Annotated in this window: 17 protein-coding genes; 6 read left to right on the top strand and 11 right to left on the bottom strand. The window is 70.8% G+C overall.

Annotation, left to right across the window (positions count from 1 at the left end; genetic code table 11):
• Nucleotides 1–8 precede the first annotated feature (8 nt).
• Nucleotides 9–923, top strand: a complete 915-nt coding sequence (locus SPR02S_RS11475; RefSeq protein ID WP_019057104.1) for an SGNH/GDSL hydrolase family protein — start codon at nt 9–11, stop codon at nt 921–923.
• On the opposite strand, the gene SPR02S_RS11480 is transcribed toward SPR02S_RS11475, so the two are convergent.
• The 9 genes from SPR02S_RS11480 to SPR02S_RS11520 form a co-directional block, all read right to left on the bottom strand.
• Entirely contained in the window at nt 880–1,548 is a 669-nt protein-coding gene (locus SPR02S_RS11480; RefSeq protein WP_245607546.1) for a TetR/AcrR family transcriptional regulator, read from the bottom strand. The genes SPR02S_RS11475 and SPR02S_RS11480 overlap by 44 nt on opposite strands.
• Complete coding sequence (locus SPR02S_RS11485) at nt 1,545–3,551, bottom strand: CocE/NonD family hydrolase (protein ID WP_019057106.1); 2,007 nt, start codon at nt 3,549–3,551, stop codon at nt 1,545–1,547. Before SPR02S_RS11485 ends, SPR02S_RS11480 begins: the two co-directional genes overlap by 4 nt.
• A complete protein-coding gene (locus SPR02S_RS11490) occupies nt 3,548–5,278 on the bottom strand; it encodes a dipeptide ABC transporter ATP-binding protein (protein WP_019057107.1) in 1,731 nt (576 codons plus the stop codon). The genes SPR02S_RS11485 and SPR02S_RS11490 overlap by 4 nt, the downstream gene beginning before the upstream one ends.
• Nucleotides 5,278–6,165 carry an ABC transporter permease gene (locus SPR02S_RS11495; RefSeq protein ID WP_019057108.1) on the bottom strand — a complete coding sequence of 296 codons (888 nt, stop codon included), beginning with the start codon at nt 6,163–6,165 and terminating at the stop codon, nt 5,278–5,280. Before SPR02S_RS11495 ends, SPR02S_RS11490 begins: the two co-directional genes overlap by 1 nt.
• Nucleotides 6,162–7,118: an ABC transporter permease gene (locus tag SPR02S_RS11500; protein ID WP_019057109.1), complete on the bottom strand. Its 957-nt coding sequence runs from the start codon at nt 7,116–7,118 to the stop codon at nt 6,162–6,164. Before SPR02S_RS11500 ends, SPR02S_RS11495 begins: the two co-directional genes overlap by 4 nt.
• 2 nt (nt 7,119–7,120) lie before the next feature.
• Nucleotides 7,121–8,704 (bottom strand): ABC transporter substrate-binding protein, encoded by a 1,584-nt coding sequence (locus tag SPR02S_RS11505; protein WP_019057110.1) that lies wholly within the window; start codon nt 8,702–8,704, stop codon nt 7,121–7,123.
• 184 nt (nt 8,705–8,888) lie between these two features.
• Nucleotides 8,889–9,647, bottom strand: a complete 759-nt coding sequence (locus SPR02S_RS11510; RefSeq protein ID WP_019057111.1) for an ABC transporter permease — start codon at nt 9,645–9,647, stop codon at nt 8,889–8,891.
• Nucleotides 9,644–10,444, bottom strand: a complete 801-nt coding sequence (locus tag SPR02S_RS11515; protein WP_245607551.1) for a class I SAM-dependent methyltransferase — start codon at nt 10,442–10,444, stop codon at nt 9,644–9,646. Before SPR02S_RS11515 ends, SPR02S_RS11510 begins: the two co-directional genes overlap by 4 nt.
• A 5-nt stretch (nt 10,445–10,449) precedes the next feature.
• Nucleotides 10,450–11,484 carry an ABC transporter substrate-binding protein gene (locus SPR02S_RS11520; RefSeq protein ID WP_019057113.1) on the bottom strand — a complete coding sequence of 345 codons (1,035 nt, stop codon included), beginning with the start codon at nt 11,482–11,484 and terminating at the stop codon, nt 10,450–10,452.
• Between the two features lie 155 nt (nt 11,485–11,639).
• On the opposite strand from SPR02S_RS11520, the gene SPR02S_RS11525 reads away from it, so the two are divergent.
• Nucleotides 11,640–12,398 (top strand): ABC transporter ATP-binding protein, encoded by a 759-nt coding sequence (locus tag SPR02S_RS11525; protein WP_019057114.1) that lies wholly within the window; start codon nt 11,640–11,642, stop codon nt 12,396–12,398.
• A gap of 27 nt (nt 12,399–12,425) precedes the next feature.
• Here the strand turns inward: SPR02S_RS11525 and SPR02S_RS11530 are convergent, their stop codons facing one another.
• Complete coding sequence (locus SPR02S_RS11530; protein WP_019057115.1) at nt 12,426–12,929, bottom strand: VOC family protein; 504 nt, start codon at nt 12,927–12,929, stop codon at nt 12,426–12,428.
• Nucleotides 12,930–13,050: 121 nt separating this feature from the next.
• Between SPR02S_RS11530 and SPR02S_RS11540 the strand changes: the two genes are divergently transcribed.
• From SPR02S_RS11540 to SPR02S_RS11550, 3 genes are all read left to right on the top strand, one after another.
• A complete protein-coding gene (locus SPR02S_RS11540) occupies nt 13,051–14,259 on the top strand; it encodes an epoxide hydrolase family protein (protein ID WP_019057116.1) in 1,209 nt (402 codons plus the stop codon).
• A gap of 114 nt (nt 14,260–14,373) precedes the next feature.
• Nucleotides 14,374–15,027 carry a ClpP family protease gene (locus SPR02S_RS11545; RefSeq protein ID WP_019057117.1) on the top strand — a complete coding sequence of 218 codons (654 nt, stop codon included), beginning with the start codon at nt 14,374–14,376 and terminating at the stop codon, nt 15,025–15,027.
• A 1-nt stretch (nt 15,028) separates the two neighbouring features.
• Nucleotides 15,029–15,631, top strand: a complete 603-nt coding sequence (locus tag SPR02S_RS11550) for a ClpP family protease (protein WP_019057118.1) — start codon at nt 15,029–15,031, stop codon at nt 15,629–15,631.
• Between the two features lie 9 nt (nt 15,632–15,640).
• On the opposite strand, the gene SPR02S_RS11555 is transcribed toward SPR02S_RS11550, so the two are convergent.
• A complete protein-coding gene (locus SPR02S_RS11555) occupies nt 15,641–16,033 on the bottom strand; it encodes a helix-turn-helix domain-containing protein (protein WP_026150433.1) in 393 nt (130 codons plus the stop codon).
• Nucleotides 16,034–16,120: 87 nt separating this feature from the next.
• Here SPR02S_RS11555 and SPR02S_RS11560 point away from each other — a divergent pair, with 87 nt between their 5' ends.
• Nucleotides 16,121–16,900 carry a class I SAM-dependent methyltransferase gene (locus tag SPR02S_RS11560; protein ID WP_019057120.1) on the top strand — a complete coding sequence of 260 codons (780 nt, stop codon included), beginning with the start codon at nt 16,121–16,123 and terminating at the stop codon, nt 16,898–16,900.
• Nucleotides 16,901–16,913: the final 13 nt, after the last annotated feature.

Here is a 16,913-nt window from a genome sequence, read left to right on the forward strand (position 1 = left end):
GTTGGCGTATGCGGAAGCCGTGGATCGTGAGTGTGGTGCTGGCCGGAGTGCTGCTCGGCGCGTGCACGGACCCGTCGTCCGGGCCCGAGGTCGCGCCGCCCACCCCGTCCGTGCCGACCACCACACAACGACAGGCGCCGGTCTCGCCGAGCAGTGCTCCGGTGGTGAAGTCGGCGCCCCGGGTTCTGTACCTCGGTGACTCCCTCGCGATGGAGAGCCAGAAAGTGCTCGGGCGGGAACTACGCGGCGAGTTGGACGCGACGTACACGAGCGCCCCGTACTCGGGGACCACACCGTGCGACTACCTGGAGGGCACCAAGGAGGGGTCACTGGTCCCGGACGCGGACAAGGCACCCGCGCTGGTGCGTTCACTCCACCCGGACTACGTGGTGCTCCAGTTCTGGGGCAACGCGTGGGGCTACACACCCTGCATGGACGGGATCACCTACGACGCCGACCGGGAGGCGTACTTCGCGCGGTACAAGGCCGACGTCAAGAAGCTCACCGCGCAGATCGCGACCGCCGCGGGCGCTCAACGGCCCACGATCGTCTGGCTGTTGCAGGGACCCGACCCGATCACCCCCGAGCGCGTCCGGGCCGTGAACGCGCTCTACGAGACGGAGGCCAGGTCAGCGGGGGACATCGTCGCCGACGCCGGCCGGACCGTGAGCCGTACCGGAGCCCGCTACACCTGGACCCAGTACCTCCCCTGCACCGCCTACGAACGCGCCCACCCCGACTACTGCACCCAGCCGGGCAACGGGCGTACGGCCCTGCACCTCGACACGGACTACCTGCACTTCTGCCTGGCGCCGACGACCTCGACGCCGAGGCCGTGCCCGGTCCCCTCCCCCGGCATCCTGCGGATCGCCCGGGAGATCACTCGGGTGATCGGCGCTCAGACCCCAACTCCGTCTCGATGAGCCGATTGAGGTGCCGGCGGGCATCCTGGGTGCTCAACGGGGGTGCCTGGCGCAGCCGTTGCAGGGCGAGGCCGTCGGCGAGGGCGGCGAAACGGACGGTGAAGCCGTCGAGGTCATCGGCGTCGAACTCGCCGTCGGTGACGCCCCGTTGGGCCAGTGCGCGGATCTGCTGGTGCCAGGTCTCGTAGCGATGGGCCTGGCCGCCGCTGAAGGCCGCGTCCGTGCCCTGCTCGCCCGCGTTCCAGTAGTCGAACCACATCCGCCAGTGCCGGTCGGTGTCCTCCGTGAACAGCGCGTCGACGAGCAGCCGCAGCGCCTCGGCCCCGCTCGTCGCCTGCTCGGCAGCCTCGCTCAACTCGGCGTAGTAGCGCTCGATATGGAGGACCATCGCCTCGGAGAGGATCTCCTGCACGCTGCCGAAGTGGTACGTGACAGTGCCGACGGAGACACCGGCCGCCGCCGCCACGTCCCGGACGCCGACCGCGGCATAACCGCGTTCCGCTATCAACGGGACGGCCGCCTCGACGATGAGCCGGCGGCGCACCTCGGTGGGCTGCCGGGTGCGGTCGGCGGCGGCGACGGCGCGACGCGGGGACTTCGCGGCCGGCTGCTTGGCGGCCGTCATCCCGACGTCCTCGGGGTGGTGCGGTGCCATGCTCGCTCGGCCACTGTCTCTCCGTTCGCCCGTGCTTCGACCCGGCTGTCCATGACGAAGTCCGCGGCCGTGGCGCACAGCTCCGTCCGCGCCATGATCTCAGCGTCGTAGTCGTCCCCGCGGCGCAACCGGATCCGCCACTCCGACACGGCGTTCGCGGACAGCGGGTCGTCGCCGTGGATGCGGTACGTCTCCCGCGCGCTCTCCTCGTAGCGCAGCCCGTCCGGATACGTCCGCGATCCCCCGTAGTTGGGGTCGACCTCCAGCGTCCACTCCCCCTTGGCGACATCGTGCGTGACGAGCCGCTCGGGAGTCGGCTCGGCGGGCCGGTCGTAGGTCACATCGAGCGGTGTCGCCTGTTCGGGCTCCTCGAAACGGATCAGCGGCTCGTCTCCGGCTTCCCGCACGGGCAGTTCTACGGCGCTCTCGGCCGGGACGATCCGCAACTCGCCGCGCTCGCCGTGCGGCCACACCCACGGCCAGTACGTGTCGGAGACGGCGAGGCGGATGCGGTGGCCGGGCGGGACGGCGTAGCCGATGCCGGTCAGCTCGAACTCGACGTCCTCGTACGTCCCCGGTGTCCACTCGACGGCCCGATCACGGCCGTGTCTGCTCAGCAGGTTGAGCACGCCGCGCGTGACGAGCGTGGACGAGCCGTCCGGCGCCACGTCGCACAGGCGGGCGATGACGTGGGCGCGCGGGGTGCCGCTGTCGAGGCGGAGCCGGACGCGCGGGCGGCCGAGGATCTCGACGCGTTCGGTGAGCGGCTCGGAGTCGAAGCACACCGAGCGGCCGTCCTCCTCGCGCTGGTCCGGCGGCAGGTCGCTCGCGTTGCCGAAGGGGAAGAAGCGGCCGGCGTCGAGGCCGGTGTGCTGCGGGGAGCGTACGAGGACGGGTTCCGCGCTCGCACCGAGCGGACGCGAGTCCCAACTGACCTTCTGGCTCGGCCACTTGGCATCACCCACCCAACGTCCCGGCAGCACGTCGTACGACGTCGCCGGCGGGACCGGGTCGGTGATCCAGGCCCGCAGCAGGGGCTCGTCCATGGCTCCCGTGTCGATGCCCTTGAGGTGCTGGTCCCACCAGCGCAGGGTCTCCTGGAGGAAGCCGATCGCCGGGCCGGGCGGCAGGCCCCGGTCGGGGTACTGGTGCGACCAGGGGCCGACGATGCCCCGGACGCGGTCCTCGGGCAGGTGCTCGACGAGCCGCAACACGGCGTCCCGGTACGGGTCGTTCCAGCCGCCGACCGCGAGGACGGCCGCGTCGATCGCGGTGTAGTCCTCGCAGACGCTGCCGTGCTTCCAGTAGGCGTCACGCTGTTGGTGGTCGAGCCAGGTGTGCAGGAAGGGTTCGAGGGCGTCGAGGCGCTCGCGCCACATCGGCACCCAGCGGTCCGCACCGACGCTCGCCGGGTCCGGCGGGCGGGACGCGAAGGCCAGCATGGTTCCCGCCCAGGCGAGCATGTCGATGCCGAGGACTGCGCCGCCCGTGTAGTGGACGTCGTTGTCGTACCGGTCGTCGGTCGAGCAGACGGTGACGATCGCCTTGAGCGGTTCCGGGGCGAGCGCGGCGATCTGGAGGGAGTTGAAGCCGCCCCAGGAGATGCCGAACATACCGACCTTGCCGGTGCACCAGGCCTGCGCGGCAAGCCAGTTGACGACGTCGACGCCGTCCGCGAGTTCCTGCGCGTCGTACTCGTCGCCGGGCAGGCCCTCACTGTCGCCGTGGCCCCGGATGTCGACGCGGACGGAGGCGTAACCGTGTCCTGCGTACCAGGGGTGGCGCTGTGCGTCGCGCGGCGCGGTCCAGTCGCTCTTGCGGTACGGGAGGTATTCGAGCAGCGCGGGCACCGGGTCCGACTCGGCGTCGACCGGCCGCCAGACACGGGCGTGCAGCCGGGTCCTTCCGTCCCGGGTGGGGATCCAGACGTCCTCACGGACGACCTGGCGCTCGAACTGTTCGCGGTACTTCACAAAGCTCCTTCTGCCACAGGGGCGTTGAGGGGGCGCCAGCGTCGGACACGGTGGCCGTCGGTGCCGTGCTCGGTCCAGATGTCGTCGCCGTCCGCCGCGTCGGCCCAGTCGGCAGTGTCGTCAACGTAGGGCTGCGCGTCGGGGTCGGGTTCGAGGGCGGCGGCCATGAGCTGGCGGGTGTAGGGGTGTTGGGGGTCGGCGAAGACGGTCTCCGTCGGGCCCTCCTCGACGACGACTCCGTGGCGCAGGACGACGACCCGGTCCGCGATGCCCCGTACGACGGCCAGGTCGTGGCTGATGAACAGGCAGGCCAGGTCGCGTTCGCGGCGCAGGTCGTCGAGAAGCCGGAGCACATCGGCCTGGACCGATACATCCAGGGCGGTGGTGATCTCGTCGGCGATCAGGACGTCCGGCTCGCCCGCCAACGCCCTTGCTATGCCTATGCGTTGGCGCTGGCCGCCGGAGAGCTGCGCGGGCAGGCGGTCGGCGAGGGCCGGGTCGAGGCGTACGTCGGCGATGAGTTGGCGGGCCCGCTCGGTCGCCTCCGGGCGGTCGGCCGCCGTGCCGAAGAAGCGCAGGGGGTGGCGGACCGCGTCGCCCACGGAGCGGCGGGGGTTGAGCGAGGTGTCGGCGTTCTGGAAGACGAGCTGTACCCGGCGGCGCAGGGACAGCGGTCGTTGCTGTGCCGGGCGGGCCAGGTCGCCGTCCGCGTGTTTCATCGTGCCGCCGGACGGGGTGCGCAGTCCGGCCAGGCTCCACGCGAGGGTGGACTTGCCGCTGCCCGACTCGCCCACCAGGGCGAGGACTTCGCCGCGCCGGACGTCGAAGGAGACGCCGTGCACGGCACGGGTGCTGCCGTAGTCGATGGTGATGTCCTGCGCGGAGACGGCGACGGGGGCGTCGACGGGGACTTCCGACCTGGGCCTGACCTCCCGCTCCCCCGCCTCGCCGACGACCGCGAGCCCGGTGTCGTCGAGGCGCGGCACGCTCGCCAACAGGCGCTTGGTGTACGGGTCCTGGGGCTGGGCGAACAGCTGCCGCGTGGTCGCCGACTCCACCACTCGCCCGGACCGCAGGACGGTCACCTCGTCGGCCATGTGCGCGACGACGCCGAGGTCGTGGCTCACCAGCACTGCGGCGAGGCCGAGTTCGTCGCTCAGGGCGGCGATCAGGTCGAGGACGCTGCGCTGGGTGATGACGTCCAGGCCGGTGGTCGGCTCGTCGAGGACGAGGACCTTGGGGCGGGCGGCGATGGCCATGGCGATGGCGACCCGCTGCTGCTGGCCGCCGGAGAGTTCGTGCGGGTAGCGGCGGGCCAACTCCGCCGGGCGTGGCAGCCGGACCTGTTCGAGGAGGTCGACGACGGGGACGTCACCGCCCGCCTCGGCGATCTGCCGTCCGATGCGCATGGAGGGGGTGAGGGCGTGGCCGGCGTTCTGCCCGACCATGGCGACCGTTCCGCCGCGCAGCTGTCGCAACTCCCGTGCGGGCAGGGCGAAGACGTCCGCTCCGGACACCTCGACCGAGCCCCCGGTGATCCGCGAGCCGTGGCGCAGATGCCCGAGCAGGGTCGCGGCGATGGTCGACTTGCCGCTGCCGGACTCACCGACAAGAGCGTGGGTCTGGCCCTCGGCAACGTCCAGCGACACCTCGTGCACGACGGGGACGTCCTGGCCGCCCGAACGGTAGGCCACGGAAAGGGAGTTGACGGACACGATCGAGGCCATCAGGAGCCCTCCCTGATCCGGTCGACGCCCCACGCCTTGGACAGGCCGTCGGCCGCGAGGTTGAGCCCGACCACGAGGGTGGCCAGGGCGATGATGGGGGCGAGGCTGGCCATCGGAACCACGGTGATGGCGGTGCGGTTCTCGGCAACCATCAGGCCCCAGTCAGGAGTTGGCGGGTCGGCGCCGAAGCCGAGGAAGGACAGCGAGGAGATCAGCAGCACGACCCAGGAGGCCCGCATCGCGAACTCCACGCACACCACGTCGGTGATGTTCGGCAGGATCTCCCGGCGCAGGATCGACCAGGTGCTCTCGCCGCGGGCGCGGGCCGCGGTCACGTAGTCGGCCGGGACCACCGCGAGGGCGGCGCCACGGACGACACGGACGACCTGCGGGACGTAGACGATCGCGACGGCGAGGACGATGACCGCCGGGCCGGTGCCGAGGGCGGTCACGACGACGAGCAGGGCCAGGACGGCGGGGATGGACAGGATCGCGTCCAGGACCCGGCCCAGTACGTCGTCGAACCAGCCGCCGCGCAGGGCCGCCGCGCATCCGATGACCGTGCCGAGGGCGACGGTGATCAGGGTCGCGGTGACGGAGATACCGAGCGCGTACCGGCCGCCGTAGAGGACGCGGGTGAGGACGTCACGGCCGTACTGGTCGGTGCCGGCCCAGTGGCTCCAACTCGACCCGAGGAGGGCGTGGTCGGCGTCGTTGGCGATCGGGTCGTAGGAGGTGAGGAGGGGGGCGAGCAGGGCGATCAGGACGTGTACGGCGACGATCGCGAGGCCGATGACGGCGGTGCGGGAGCTGGTCAGGGTGCGCCAGGCGCGGGCGGTGCGGGCGCCTCGTACGGTGGTCGGCGGGATGGTGTCGAGCGTGGTCATCGGGTCCTCCCTCGGGTGCGGAGCCTGGGGTTCAGGGCCATGGTGGCCAGGTCTGCCGCGAGGTTGCAGACGACGTAGACGACCGCGCTGATGAGGGCGATGGCCTGGATGGTGGGCAGGTCGCGGTTCTGCACGGAGGAGAGCATCAGCTTGCCGATGCCCGGGTAGTTGAAGACGTTCTCGACCACCGCGACCCCGCCGACCAGCCAGGCGACGTTGAGCGCGATGACGTGCAGGGTGGGCAACAGGGCGCTGGGCAGGGCGTGTCGGGTGACGACCCGCCAGGTGGACAGGCCCTTGAGGCGGGCGGTGGTGACGTACTCCGTGGCCATCACGTCGATGACCGAAGTGCGGGCCATCCGGACGATGTACGCGGCCATCACCACGGCGAGCGCGAGGGCGGGAAGCCATACGGCGGGCAGGAGTTGGGAGACGCTGGCGTCGGGGCCGTAGAGGACGACCGCGGGGAACCACGGGAGGGCGACCGAGAAGCACAGGACGAGGACGGTGGCCACGACGAACTCGGGGACGCTCATGCCGACGAGGCTGACGGTGGAGATGACGTGGTCGGGCCAGCGGTCGCGGTACAGGCCCGCGAGGATGCCGAGGACGATAGAACCGGTGACCGCGAAGAGGACCGTGACGACGGCGATCAGCGCGGAGTTGCCGAGGTACATGGACACTTCGCCGCCGACGGCCTTGCCGGAGACGAGGGAGGTGCCGAAGTCGCCGTGCAGGGCGCCCCAGACCCAGTCCCAGTACCGCTCCCAGGCCGGCCGGTCGAGCTTCAGCTTCTCGCGCAGGGCCGCCACCGCGTCCGGGGTCGCGTCCTTGCCGAGGATCTGGGTGGCGACGTCGCCGGGCAGCGCCTGGACGGCGAGGAAGACGAGGATGGAGGAGAGGAAGAGGGTGCCAACTGCCGCCGCGATACGGCGGGTTATGAAGGAGAGCATGGTCAGGCTCCCTTCAGGCCGATGCCCAGGTAGTCGAACTCGAAGCCGTGCTCGGCGTATCCGCGCACCTTGCGGGAGATGCCGACGAGCCGGTCGGCGAACATCGGGGTCATCGCCCCGCCTCTCTCGATCACCAACGTCTGCGCCTCGCCGTAGAGTTCGCGCCGCTTGGTGTCGTCGATCTCGGCGCGGGCCTTGTCGAGCACCGCGTCGAACTGCTTGTCGGACCAGGCGGTCTCGTTGTAGGAGGAGCCGCTGCGGAAGATCTGGGTGAAGAGCTGGTCGACGGGCCGGCCGGTGAACCAGTAGGTGGCCATCAGCGGCTTCTTCATCCAGATCTGCGTGTAGTACGAGTCCGCGGAGGCCGTCTTGACCTTGATCCGGATCCCGGCGCGCTTCGCCGAGTCCTGGTAGGCGAGTGCCATCGGCGTGAACAGCGGGTCGTAGGAGGAGGTGTAGAGGTCCATCGCCAGACCCTCGTGGCCCGCCTGCTTCAGCAGGTACTTGGCCTTCTCCGGGTCGTGCTTCGGGTGCGCGGAGATGTACGCGGGGTCGCTCGGCGGTACCGGGTTGTCCCAGCCGGGGGTGCCCGCGCCCTGGAGGGCGACCTTGACCACGTGCTCGGGGTCGTAGGCGAGCTTCATCGCCTGGCGGACACGGACGTCGGTGAAGGGCTTCTCGGTGGTGAGCATCGGGAGGACGTACCACTGGGCGTTCTTCACGCGGGCGATGGTCGCGCGGTCGGATGCGGCGACCACGCGGGCGGTCGCGAAGTCGAGATTGGTCTGCGAGAGCAGGTCAACCTGCCCTGCCAGCAGGGCGTTTGAGCGGGCCGACATGTCGGCGACCGAGTAGAAGGCGATCGCGTCGAGGACGGGGCGGCCCGCGAAGTGGTCCTTGTACGCGGTGACGCGGCCCGGGCCCGCCGGTGCGAACGACTCCAGCTTGAAGGGGCCGGTGCCGATGCCGGTGCGGCCGATGGACTTCGCGCTGCCGTCGGGGATGACGTAGCAGTTGTAGTGCGTCAGCAGGCTCGGGAACTCGGCGTTCGGGCTCTTCAGCGGCACGACGAGGGTGTGGGCGTCGGGCGTGCCCAGCTTCTCCGGGTCGATCAGCGGGGCGAGGACCGCGGCCTGCGGGGACGCCGTCGCCTTGTCGAGGATGTGACGCAGCGTGTAGGCGGCGTCGGCGGAGGTGAAGGCACGGCCGTTGTGGAAGGCGACGCCCTTGCGAAGGCGGAAGGTCCAGGTGCGGGCCTTGGCGTCGGTCTCCCAGGACTCGGCGAGGTCGGGGGCCAGCTCGCCGTTCGCGGCGACGCGGACGAGCCGGTTGTAGAGGGCGCCCAGGTACTCGTACGCGGACAGCGAGCTGGCCGGGTCGAGGGTCTCGGCGTCGGAGGCGGGCGGCCGGGCGATGCGCAGGGTGCCGCCGCGGTCGGGGGCGCCCTTCGCGGCGGCGGCCGGCAGGACGGGGGCGGCCTCCGCCCCGGAACAACCGGTCAGCAGCCAGGACCCGCCGAGCGCGGCGGCCGAGGCGACGCCCGCGGCGAGCACCGACCGGCGGCCCGGGTGGTGGATGTCGGACATGTACCGACCGTCCTTGTCGCTATTCGTTCAGCTATTCGTTCAGCGGAACGATTGAGTGAAGTTGGTGAACGATAACCAGGGGATGGTTTCCCGCCAACCCTTTGGCGGCGGAAATTAACGTCCGAAACGCACTGGTTACCCGGAGAAGGCGCGCAGGGGTCGCGTCCGCCGCGAGGGCGGTCGCTCAGCCGGTGGTCTCGCGGGCCCAGGGCAGCAGCGCCCGCTCCGCGAGGACGACGACGTAGAAGAGCAGCACGCTCATGGCGCTGAGCAGGGCCATGGCGGCGAAGGCGAGCGGGGTGTCGGCGTTGCCGCCGGAGGCCACGATGACGTAGCCGAGGCCCTGGTCGCCGCCCGCGAACTCGCCGACGACCGCGCCGACGACGGCCAGGGTGACGCCGAGGCGCAGGCCGACGAAGACCTGGGGCAGGGCCCAGGGGATGCGGAGTTTTCGGTAGGTCTGCCAGCGGGACGCGGTGAGGGAGTGGGCCAGCTCGGTCAGTTCCAGGGGGACCGAGGTCAGCCCGGCCATGGCCGACACGACCACGGGGAACCAGGCGAGGAGCGCCACCATGAACACCTTCGGTGCGGTCCCGAAGCCGAGCCAGACCACGAGGAGCGGTGCCACCGCGATCTTGGGTACGGCGTTGACGGCGACCAGGAGCGGCATGACCGCGCGCTCCACGCCACGGGACGCGGTGAGCAGCACGGCGGTCGCCAGCCCCGCGCCCACCGCCAGCCCGAAGCCGACGGCGGTCTCGGTGAACGTCTGCCAGCTCTGCCGGAGCAGATAGCCGGGCAGCCGGTCGAAGGCGTCGACGACGTCGGGCGGCGAGGGCAGCAGGAACGGCCGGATGTCGAAGGCGACGGTGATCAGCCACCACCCGGCAAGCGCGCACACCGCCGCCAGGACCGGCGGTCCCGCCGCGAGGACGCGTCTCACCCGGAGGGCCTGCGGCCGATGGTCGAGTAGGTGAAGTGGCCGCGCAGCACGAGCCGGGGGTCGGTGACCAGTCGGCTCAGCTCGTCCAGCTGGGCCTCGGTCATGCCGGCGGCCAGGAAGTCCTCCCGCGCCTGCGCGATGTTCGCGCCGATCAGCAGCGTGCCCGCGGTGCCGCCCGGCCAGGACCGGGCCTCGATGACGGTGTCCACGTCGGTCAGGCCCGCCTCCAGCATGGCGGCGGGCACCCGGCCCGCCCAGGTGGGGTCGTTGCCGTGAGCGGGCAGGACGCGTTCGACGAGCAACTCGTGGTAGCGGTCGACCAGTTGGGCGGCCTGCGGGCTGGGGGCCGCCAGCACCAGCTTGCGGAAGGTCGTCTCGAAGTCCTCCACCACCAGCGCGCCACCGGGCGCGAGCGCCGCCGCGAGCCTTTGGAGCACGGCCTCCCGCCCGGGCAGATGCAGCAGCACCAGCCGGGCGTGGATCACGTCCCAGGGGCCGTCCGGCACGGGTTCGTTCTCCAGGTCGTGCACCAGCACGTCGTACGGCGGACTCGGGGGCAGATGACGGGTGTTGACGTCGGTGGCCAGCACTCGCCCCGTCGGTCCCGTCGCGCGGGCGAGCCACGCGGCGATGCTGCCGCCCCCGGCCCCGGTCTCCAGACAGCGCAGGCCGGTCAGGTCGCCCAGGGACGACAGCCGCGAGGCGGTGAACTCGTCGAGGATCGCCGGGAGTTGGCCGTGCCGGTCGGCGGCCTCCGGGTGGTCGTTGTCGAAGACGTACGAGAGCGGGGTCTCCACGGCCGTCAACTCGTCTTCATGGCGGCGAAGTCGACGACGTCCTGCGGTGCCATCCCGGGCTCGATGACCCCGGCGTTCTGCAGGCTGGTGAGGGCGCGCCGCATCCGGTCCTGGGTGATCAGGCCGATGTTCTCCGTGCCCTCGGCGGTCACGGACTGCGTCATCAGCTTGATCTCGGAGGCCGCGGCCGTGGAGTCCGTCTCCGGGTGCTTGGCGTGCAGCAACTTCCCTGCCTCATCGGGGTGTTGGATCGTGTACTTCAGTCCCTTGAGCAGAGCGGCGCGGAAGCGCTTGACCAGGTCCGGCTGCTTCGCGGCGATGGAAGCCGTGGTGACGGTCGCGTTGCCGTACAGGTCGGGCAGGTAGGTGCTGTAGGGGAACACGACGACATGCTTCGACCTGGCCTGCACGGTGGCCTTCTCGATGGTGGGCCGGCCGATCAGGAACGTGCTGAGCGCGTCGGCCTTTCCGCTGGCGAGCGCCGGGCCCAACTGGACGGGCTGGACGGCGATCCAGTGGATTCCGGCCGAGTCGACACCGGCGAGCTTGGCGTAGCCGGGGAAGAGCAGTTGGTTCACGGAGTTGGCGGCGGCCGCGATCCGCTTGCCCTTGAGGTCCTTCGGGGTGGTGATGCCCGAGCCCTGCATCGCCATGATGGAGACGAGCGTGCGCTGGTGGATGGCGAGCACCGCGCGGAAGTCGCGGTAGGCCGTGGAGTTCTTGGCTCCCGCGGAAATCATCGCGCCCGTGAAGTCCAGACTCGTGAACTGTGCCTTTCCGGAGGCGAGGGTCTTGAGATTCTCGCCGGTGGCCTTTCCGAGTTCGATCTGTACGTCGATTCCGGCGTCCCGGAAATAGCCCTTCTGCTCGGCCACCCAGGCGAAGGCGTCCCGCCCCGCCGCACCGAACGCGGTGACGTAGGTGACGTGGTCCTCGGCCGAACTCGTGCTCTTCGGGGACGAGTTGGAGTCACAGGCCGCGGCGGCCAGTAGCGTGAGCGTCGCGCAGAACACCGCGGTCGTACGGTACGAGCGGATCATGCGACCTCCCCGGAGGGGGAATGGGTGAGGGGACGGCGGCACTTGGTGGGGCGTTATCGCCGGGGTCGCGATCCGAGAAAGCGTACGCGCGCGTGTCACAATCCAGCAGAGCGATTTTCGGTACTCCGCGCACGGCGGCCGACGGGAGTCGACGCGTGATCCAACTACGGGGCGTGTCCAAGGAGTTCGCGCATCGACGGGGCTGCGTCGAAGCGCTTCACGGCATCGATCTGGAGGCGGACGACGGTGAGTTCGTGGCGGTCGTCGGGCGTTCCGGTTGCGGGAAGTCGACGCTGCTGCGGCTGATCGCCGGGCTCGTACCGCCGACGCGGGGCGAGGTACTGGTGGGCGGCCGTGCCGTCACCGGGCCGCGCCCCGACTGCGCCGTCCTCTTCCAGCGCCCGGCGCTGCTGCCGTGGCGGTCGGTGCTGGACAATGTGCTGCTGCCTGCGGAGATCTCCGGCGAGCGGAGCGACGGCGCACGGAAACTGGCGCTGGAGCTGATCGGGACGATGGGCCTCGACGGCTTCCAGCGCCGCCTGCCGCACGAGCTGTCCGGCGGGATGCAGCAGCGGGTGGCGCTGTGCCGGTCGCTCATGCAGCGGCCCCGGGTGCTGCTGATGGACGAGCCGTTCTCCGCGCTCGACGCGCTCACCCGGGACGAGTTGTGCGCCGAGTTGCAGCGGACGCACCGCGAGCATCCGTCCACCGTCGTCCTCGTCACGCACTCCGTGGACGAGGCGGTCATGCTCGCCGATCGGGTGGTCGTCCTCACTCCCCGGCCCGGCCGGATCCGTACGGTCCTCGACATCACGCTGCCCCGGCCGCGCACCCGCGCCGAGGCCGGCCAGGCGGAGCAACTGGCCCGGCGGGCGGCCGAGTTGCACGCGCTGCTGCTCGACAGCGAGAGCTGATCCCGGCCACCCCGTCCGGTCCTGCCGTCACTCCCCCGCGAAGGCCTTCTCCAGCGCGGCGAGGTCGAATTTGCCCATCGCCATGAAGGACTCGGTGGCGCGGGCGACCTTCGCCGGGTCCGGGTCGGTGATCATCTCGATCAGCCGGGTGGGGACGACCTGCCAGGACACGCCGAACTTGTCCTTGAGCCAGCCGCACGGGCCGGGCTCGCCGCCGTCGGTGAGCTTGGTCCAGTAGTAGTCGATGTCCTCCTGGTCCTCGCACGGGATCTGGAAGGAGACCGCCTCGGTGAACTTGAACTCCGGGCCGCCGTTCAGCCCGACGAACTTCTGGCCGAAGGCCGTGAACTCCACGGTGAGCACCGAGCCCGCCGGCTGCGGGGCGCCCTCGCCGTAGTGGCTGACGCGGCCGATGCTGGAGTTCTTGAAGATCGACACGTAGTGGTGGGCGGCTTCCTCGGCCTGGCCGTCGAACCAGAGACACGTGGTGAATCCGTCGGTGGGTGCGTCGGTGGTCATGAGCTCCTCCATGGGCTCCGGGGGCATCGAACACGGTCATCTGTATCGACCGGGACGGGCCGCGAAACTCATCGGTCCGACGGCCGAGTAATCCGAGTGGTCGATCCGCCACCCGGAACTAGTCTCGGATTCCATGACGTCCTCCCACCCAGACCGCGTCCACCCCTTCCGCATCGACATCCCCCAGTCCGACCTCGACGACCTCCACACCCGCCTCGACCGCACCCGCTGGCCCGACGAGCTCCCCGGCACCGGCTGGGCGTACGGCGTACCGGCCGGGTATCTGCGGGAGCTGGTCCGGTACTGGCGGCACACGTACGACTGGCGTGCGGCCGAGGCGGAGCTGAACGCGTGGCCGCAGTTCACGACCACCATCGACGGGTCGAACGTGCACTTCGCGCACATCCGCTCCCCGGAGCCGGACGCCACCCCGCTGATCCTCACGCACGGCTGGCCGGGCTCGATCGTCGAATTCGTGGACATCGTGGGCCTGTTGACCGACCCGGCGGCCCACGGCGGCGACCCCGCCGACGCCTTCCACGTGGTCGTACCCGGCATCCCCGGCTTCGGACTGTCCGGGCCGCCGGCCGACACCGGCTGGGAGGCGGGCCGGATCGCGGACGCCTGGGCCGAGTTGATGCACCGGCTCGGCTACGAGCGGTTCGGCGCGCAGGGCGGCGACTGGGGCTCGGCGATCTCCCGCGAGCTGGGCCGCGCCCACCCCGACCGGGTCATCGGCGTCCATCTCAACCTGTTGCCGGGTGCGCAGGCACAGACCGAGCCCACCGCCGAGGAACTGGCCCAACTCGCCCCCCAGGAGCGGGCGGACGCCCTGGAGTCCTGGCGCCGCTGGACCGCCTGGTCGCGCGAGGGCACCGGGTACGCCGTCCTCCACGCCACCCGCCCACAGACCCTGGCGTACGGCCTCACGGACTCGCCGGTCGGCCAACTCGCCTGGATCGTCGAGAAGTTCAGGGAGTGGACGGACTCGGAGGAGCTGCCCGAGGAGGCCGTGGACCGGGACCGGCTGCTCACCAACGTGATGCTGTACTGGCTGACGGGGACCGCCGGTTCGGCCGCCCGCATCTACTACGAGCGGGCCCACGCCACCGGCGCCCGGGCCGCCGCGCCCACCCTCCCCTCGACCACCCCCACCGCGCTCGCCGTCTTCCCGGCCGAGATCCAGATCCCGCTCCACCACAAGGCCGAGCGCACCGAGAACATCGTCCGCTGGACCAGGCTCGACCGGGGCGGCCACTTCGCCGCGATGGAGGAACCGGACCTGCTGGCCGAGGACGTACGGGCCTTCTTCCGGCAGTTGCGCGAGAAGGGCGTCAGCTGATCGGTCTGCTCATGGCGAATCTGCTGAGGGCCGAGAAATCCCCAGGCCGGGGCGTTGTCGGCCGACAGTGGAGACAGGTCACAACACCTTCGACGCCCTCGACAAGGAGTGCCCATGTCTCCACTCACGGCCGGTTTCGCACCGGCCCTCATGCCACGCGCGGAGGAGGGCGACACCCCGTCCTCCCGCTTCGACGACCACCTCGCCGCCCAACTGCTCGGACAGCGGATCGTCTTCCTCGGCACCCAGGTCGACGAGGTCTCCGCGAACCGGATCTGCGCCCAGTTGCTGCTCCTGTCCGCGGAGGACCCGCGCACGGACATCAGCCTGTACATCAACAGCCCGGGCGGCTCGGTGACGGCGGGCCTAGCCATCTACGACACGATGCAGCTGATCCCGAACGACGTCTCGACGCTGACGATGGGGTTCGCGGCGAGCATGGGCCAGTTCCTGCTCAGCGTCGGCACCCACGGCAAGCGCTACGCGGTCCCCCACGCCCGGGTCATGATGCACCAGCCGTCGGCGGGCATCGGCGGCACCACCGCCGACATCGAGATCCAGGCGGAGAACCTGGACCACACGAAGAAGACCATCGAGCGCCTCACCGCCCAGCACACCGGCCAGAGCGAGGAGACCATCCGCCGCGACGGCGACCGCGACCGCTGGTTCACGGCGGAACAGGCCAAGGAGTACGGCATGGTGGACCGGGTCGTCGCCTCCCTGGACGACGTGCGCCCGGCCGCCTCGAAGCGACGGATGGGGCTCTGACATGGGGACGTACACGATTCCGAACGTCGTCGAGCGGACCCCGAACGGGGAGCGTTCCTACGACGTGTTCAGCCGGCTGCTGTCCGAGCGCATCATCTTCCTCGGCACCGACATCGACGACGGCGTCGCCAACGTCGTCATCGCGCAACTCCTCCATCTGGAGTCGTCGTCGCCGGAGAGCGAGATCGCGATCTACATCAACTCGCCCGGCGGATCGTTCACTTCACTGATGGCGATCTACGACACGATGACGTACGTCCAGTCCCCGATCTCGACGTTCTGCGTCGGTCAGGCGGCCTCGACGGCGGCCGTACTGCTGGCCGGCGGGGACCCCGGACGGCGGTCCGTCCTGGAGCACGCGCGGGTGCTGCTCGGCCAGCCGGCGAGCGGCGGGCAGCGCGGCATGGTCTCCGATCTCGCCCTCCAGGCGAAGGAGATGGTGCGGATCCGCTCCCAGGTGGAGGAGGTGCTGTCCCGGCACACCCACCACGACATCGCCACGCTGCGCGCCGACATGGACCGCGACAAGGTGTTCACCGCGCAGGAGGCCGTGGCGTACGGCCTGGCCGACGAGGTGGTCGGCCGACGCCTCGGCCCGCTCTGAGCAGCGCCGTCAGGCGGCGACCAGGCTGAGCTGTCCGTTGTACGGCGAAGTGACCCTGCCCTGACGCCTGTTGCGGTGCCGGCCGAGTTCGTCCCCCGCCAGCGACAGCAGGTCGCCGAGGTCGAGACCGAGGGCGTGGGCGGCGGCCGCGAGGACCTCCGAGGAGGCCTCCTTGCGGCCCCGCTCCACCTCCGAGAGATACGGCATGGAGATCCGGGCGGCGTCGGCCACGTCCTTCAAGGTGCGCTCCTGAGCGAGGCGTTCCTGCCGCAGGACGTCACCGACCAGGTCACGCCACAGGGGTTCCTTGGGCCCGGGCACCTGCGGCTCCGCCCGGTGAGGGGCCGGTTCGTGCGGGCGCAGCGGAATCACGCGGGCTTGGTTCGGCGCTTGGTTGCTCACCCCCTCAGAGTAAAAGCGTTGGACGTGAGGGCAAGGGATCAGCATTCTGCCCTGGGGGGAATCGCCGATACGAAGGGTGCCGGACCGGTGCTGCGCGACACGTTCGACACGGTGGCCGAGCGCTACGACCGGGCCCGCCCCCGGTATCCGCGCCCCCTGGTCGACGAACTGGCCCGAACATCGGACCTCGGCCCGGCCAGCCGGGTCCTGGAGATCGCCCCCGGCACCGGCCAACTCACCGTCCCGCTCGCCGAGTTCGGCTGCCGGCTGACCGCCGTGGAGCTGGGACCGTCGATGGCTGCGGTGGCCCGGCGCAATCTGCGCGCGTTCCCGCGGGCGGACGTGGAGGTCGCGGACTTCGAGCTGTGGGAGCCGCCGGCCGAGCCGTTCGACCTCGCGGTGATCGCGACGGCGTACCACTGGCTCGATCCCGGGACGAGGGTGGCGAGGGCTGCACGCGTGTTGCGTCCCGGCGGGACGTTCGCGGTCGTCACCACGCACCATGTCGCGGGCGGCACCCAGGAGTTCTTCGACCGGATGCAGCGCTGCTACGAACGCTGGGACCCGGCCACTCCGCCCGGCTTCCGGAGTCCCACCGAGGACGAAACGGCAACGGACACCGGGGAGTTCGAGCGTTCCGCGTACTTCGCGGACGTCACGGTGTGGCGCGGCGCGCAGGAGATCACGTACACGACCGACGAGTACCTCGACGTCGTGCTCACGTACTCGGACCATCTCGCGATGGACGAGCCCTCGCGCCAGGGCCTGTTGGCCTGTCTGCGGGAGCTGCTGGAGACGCGGCACGGCGGCCGGGTCACCAAGCGGTACTTCCACGAACTGATCACGGCCACCCGGACCGGGGCGTGACCTCCCAGGACAG

Origin of the sequence: Streptomyces prunicolor NBRC 13075 (assembly GCF_000367365.1) — a bacterium.
GTDB classification, from domain to species: Bacteria; Actinomycetota; Actinomycetes; order Streptomycetales; family Streptomycetaceae; genus Streptomyces; species Streptomyces prunicolor.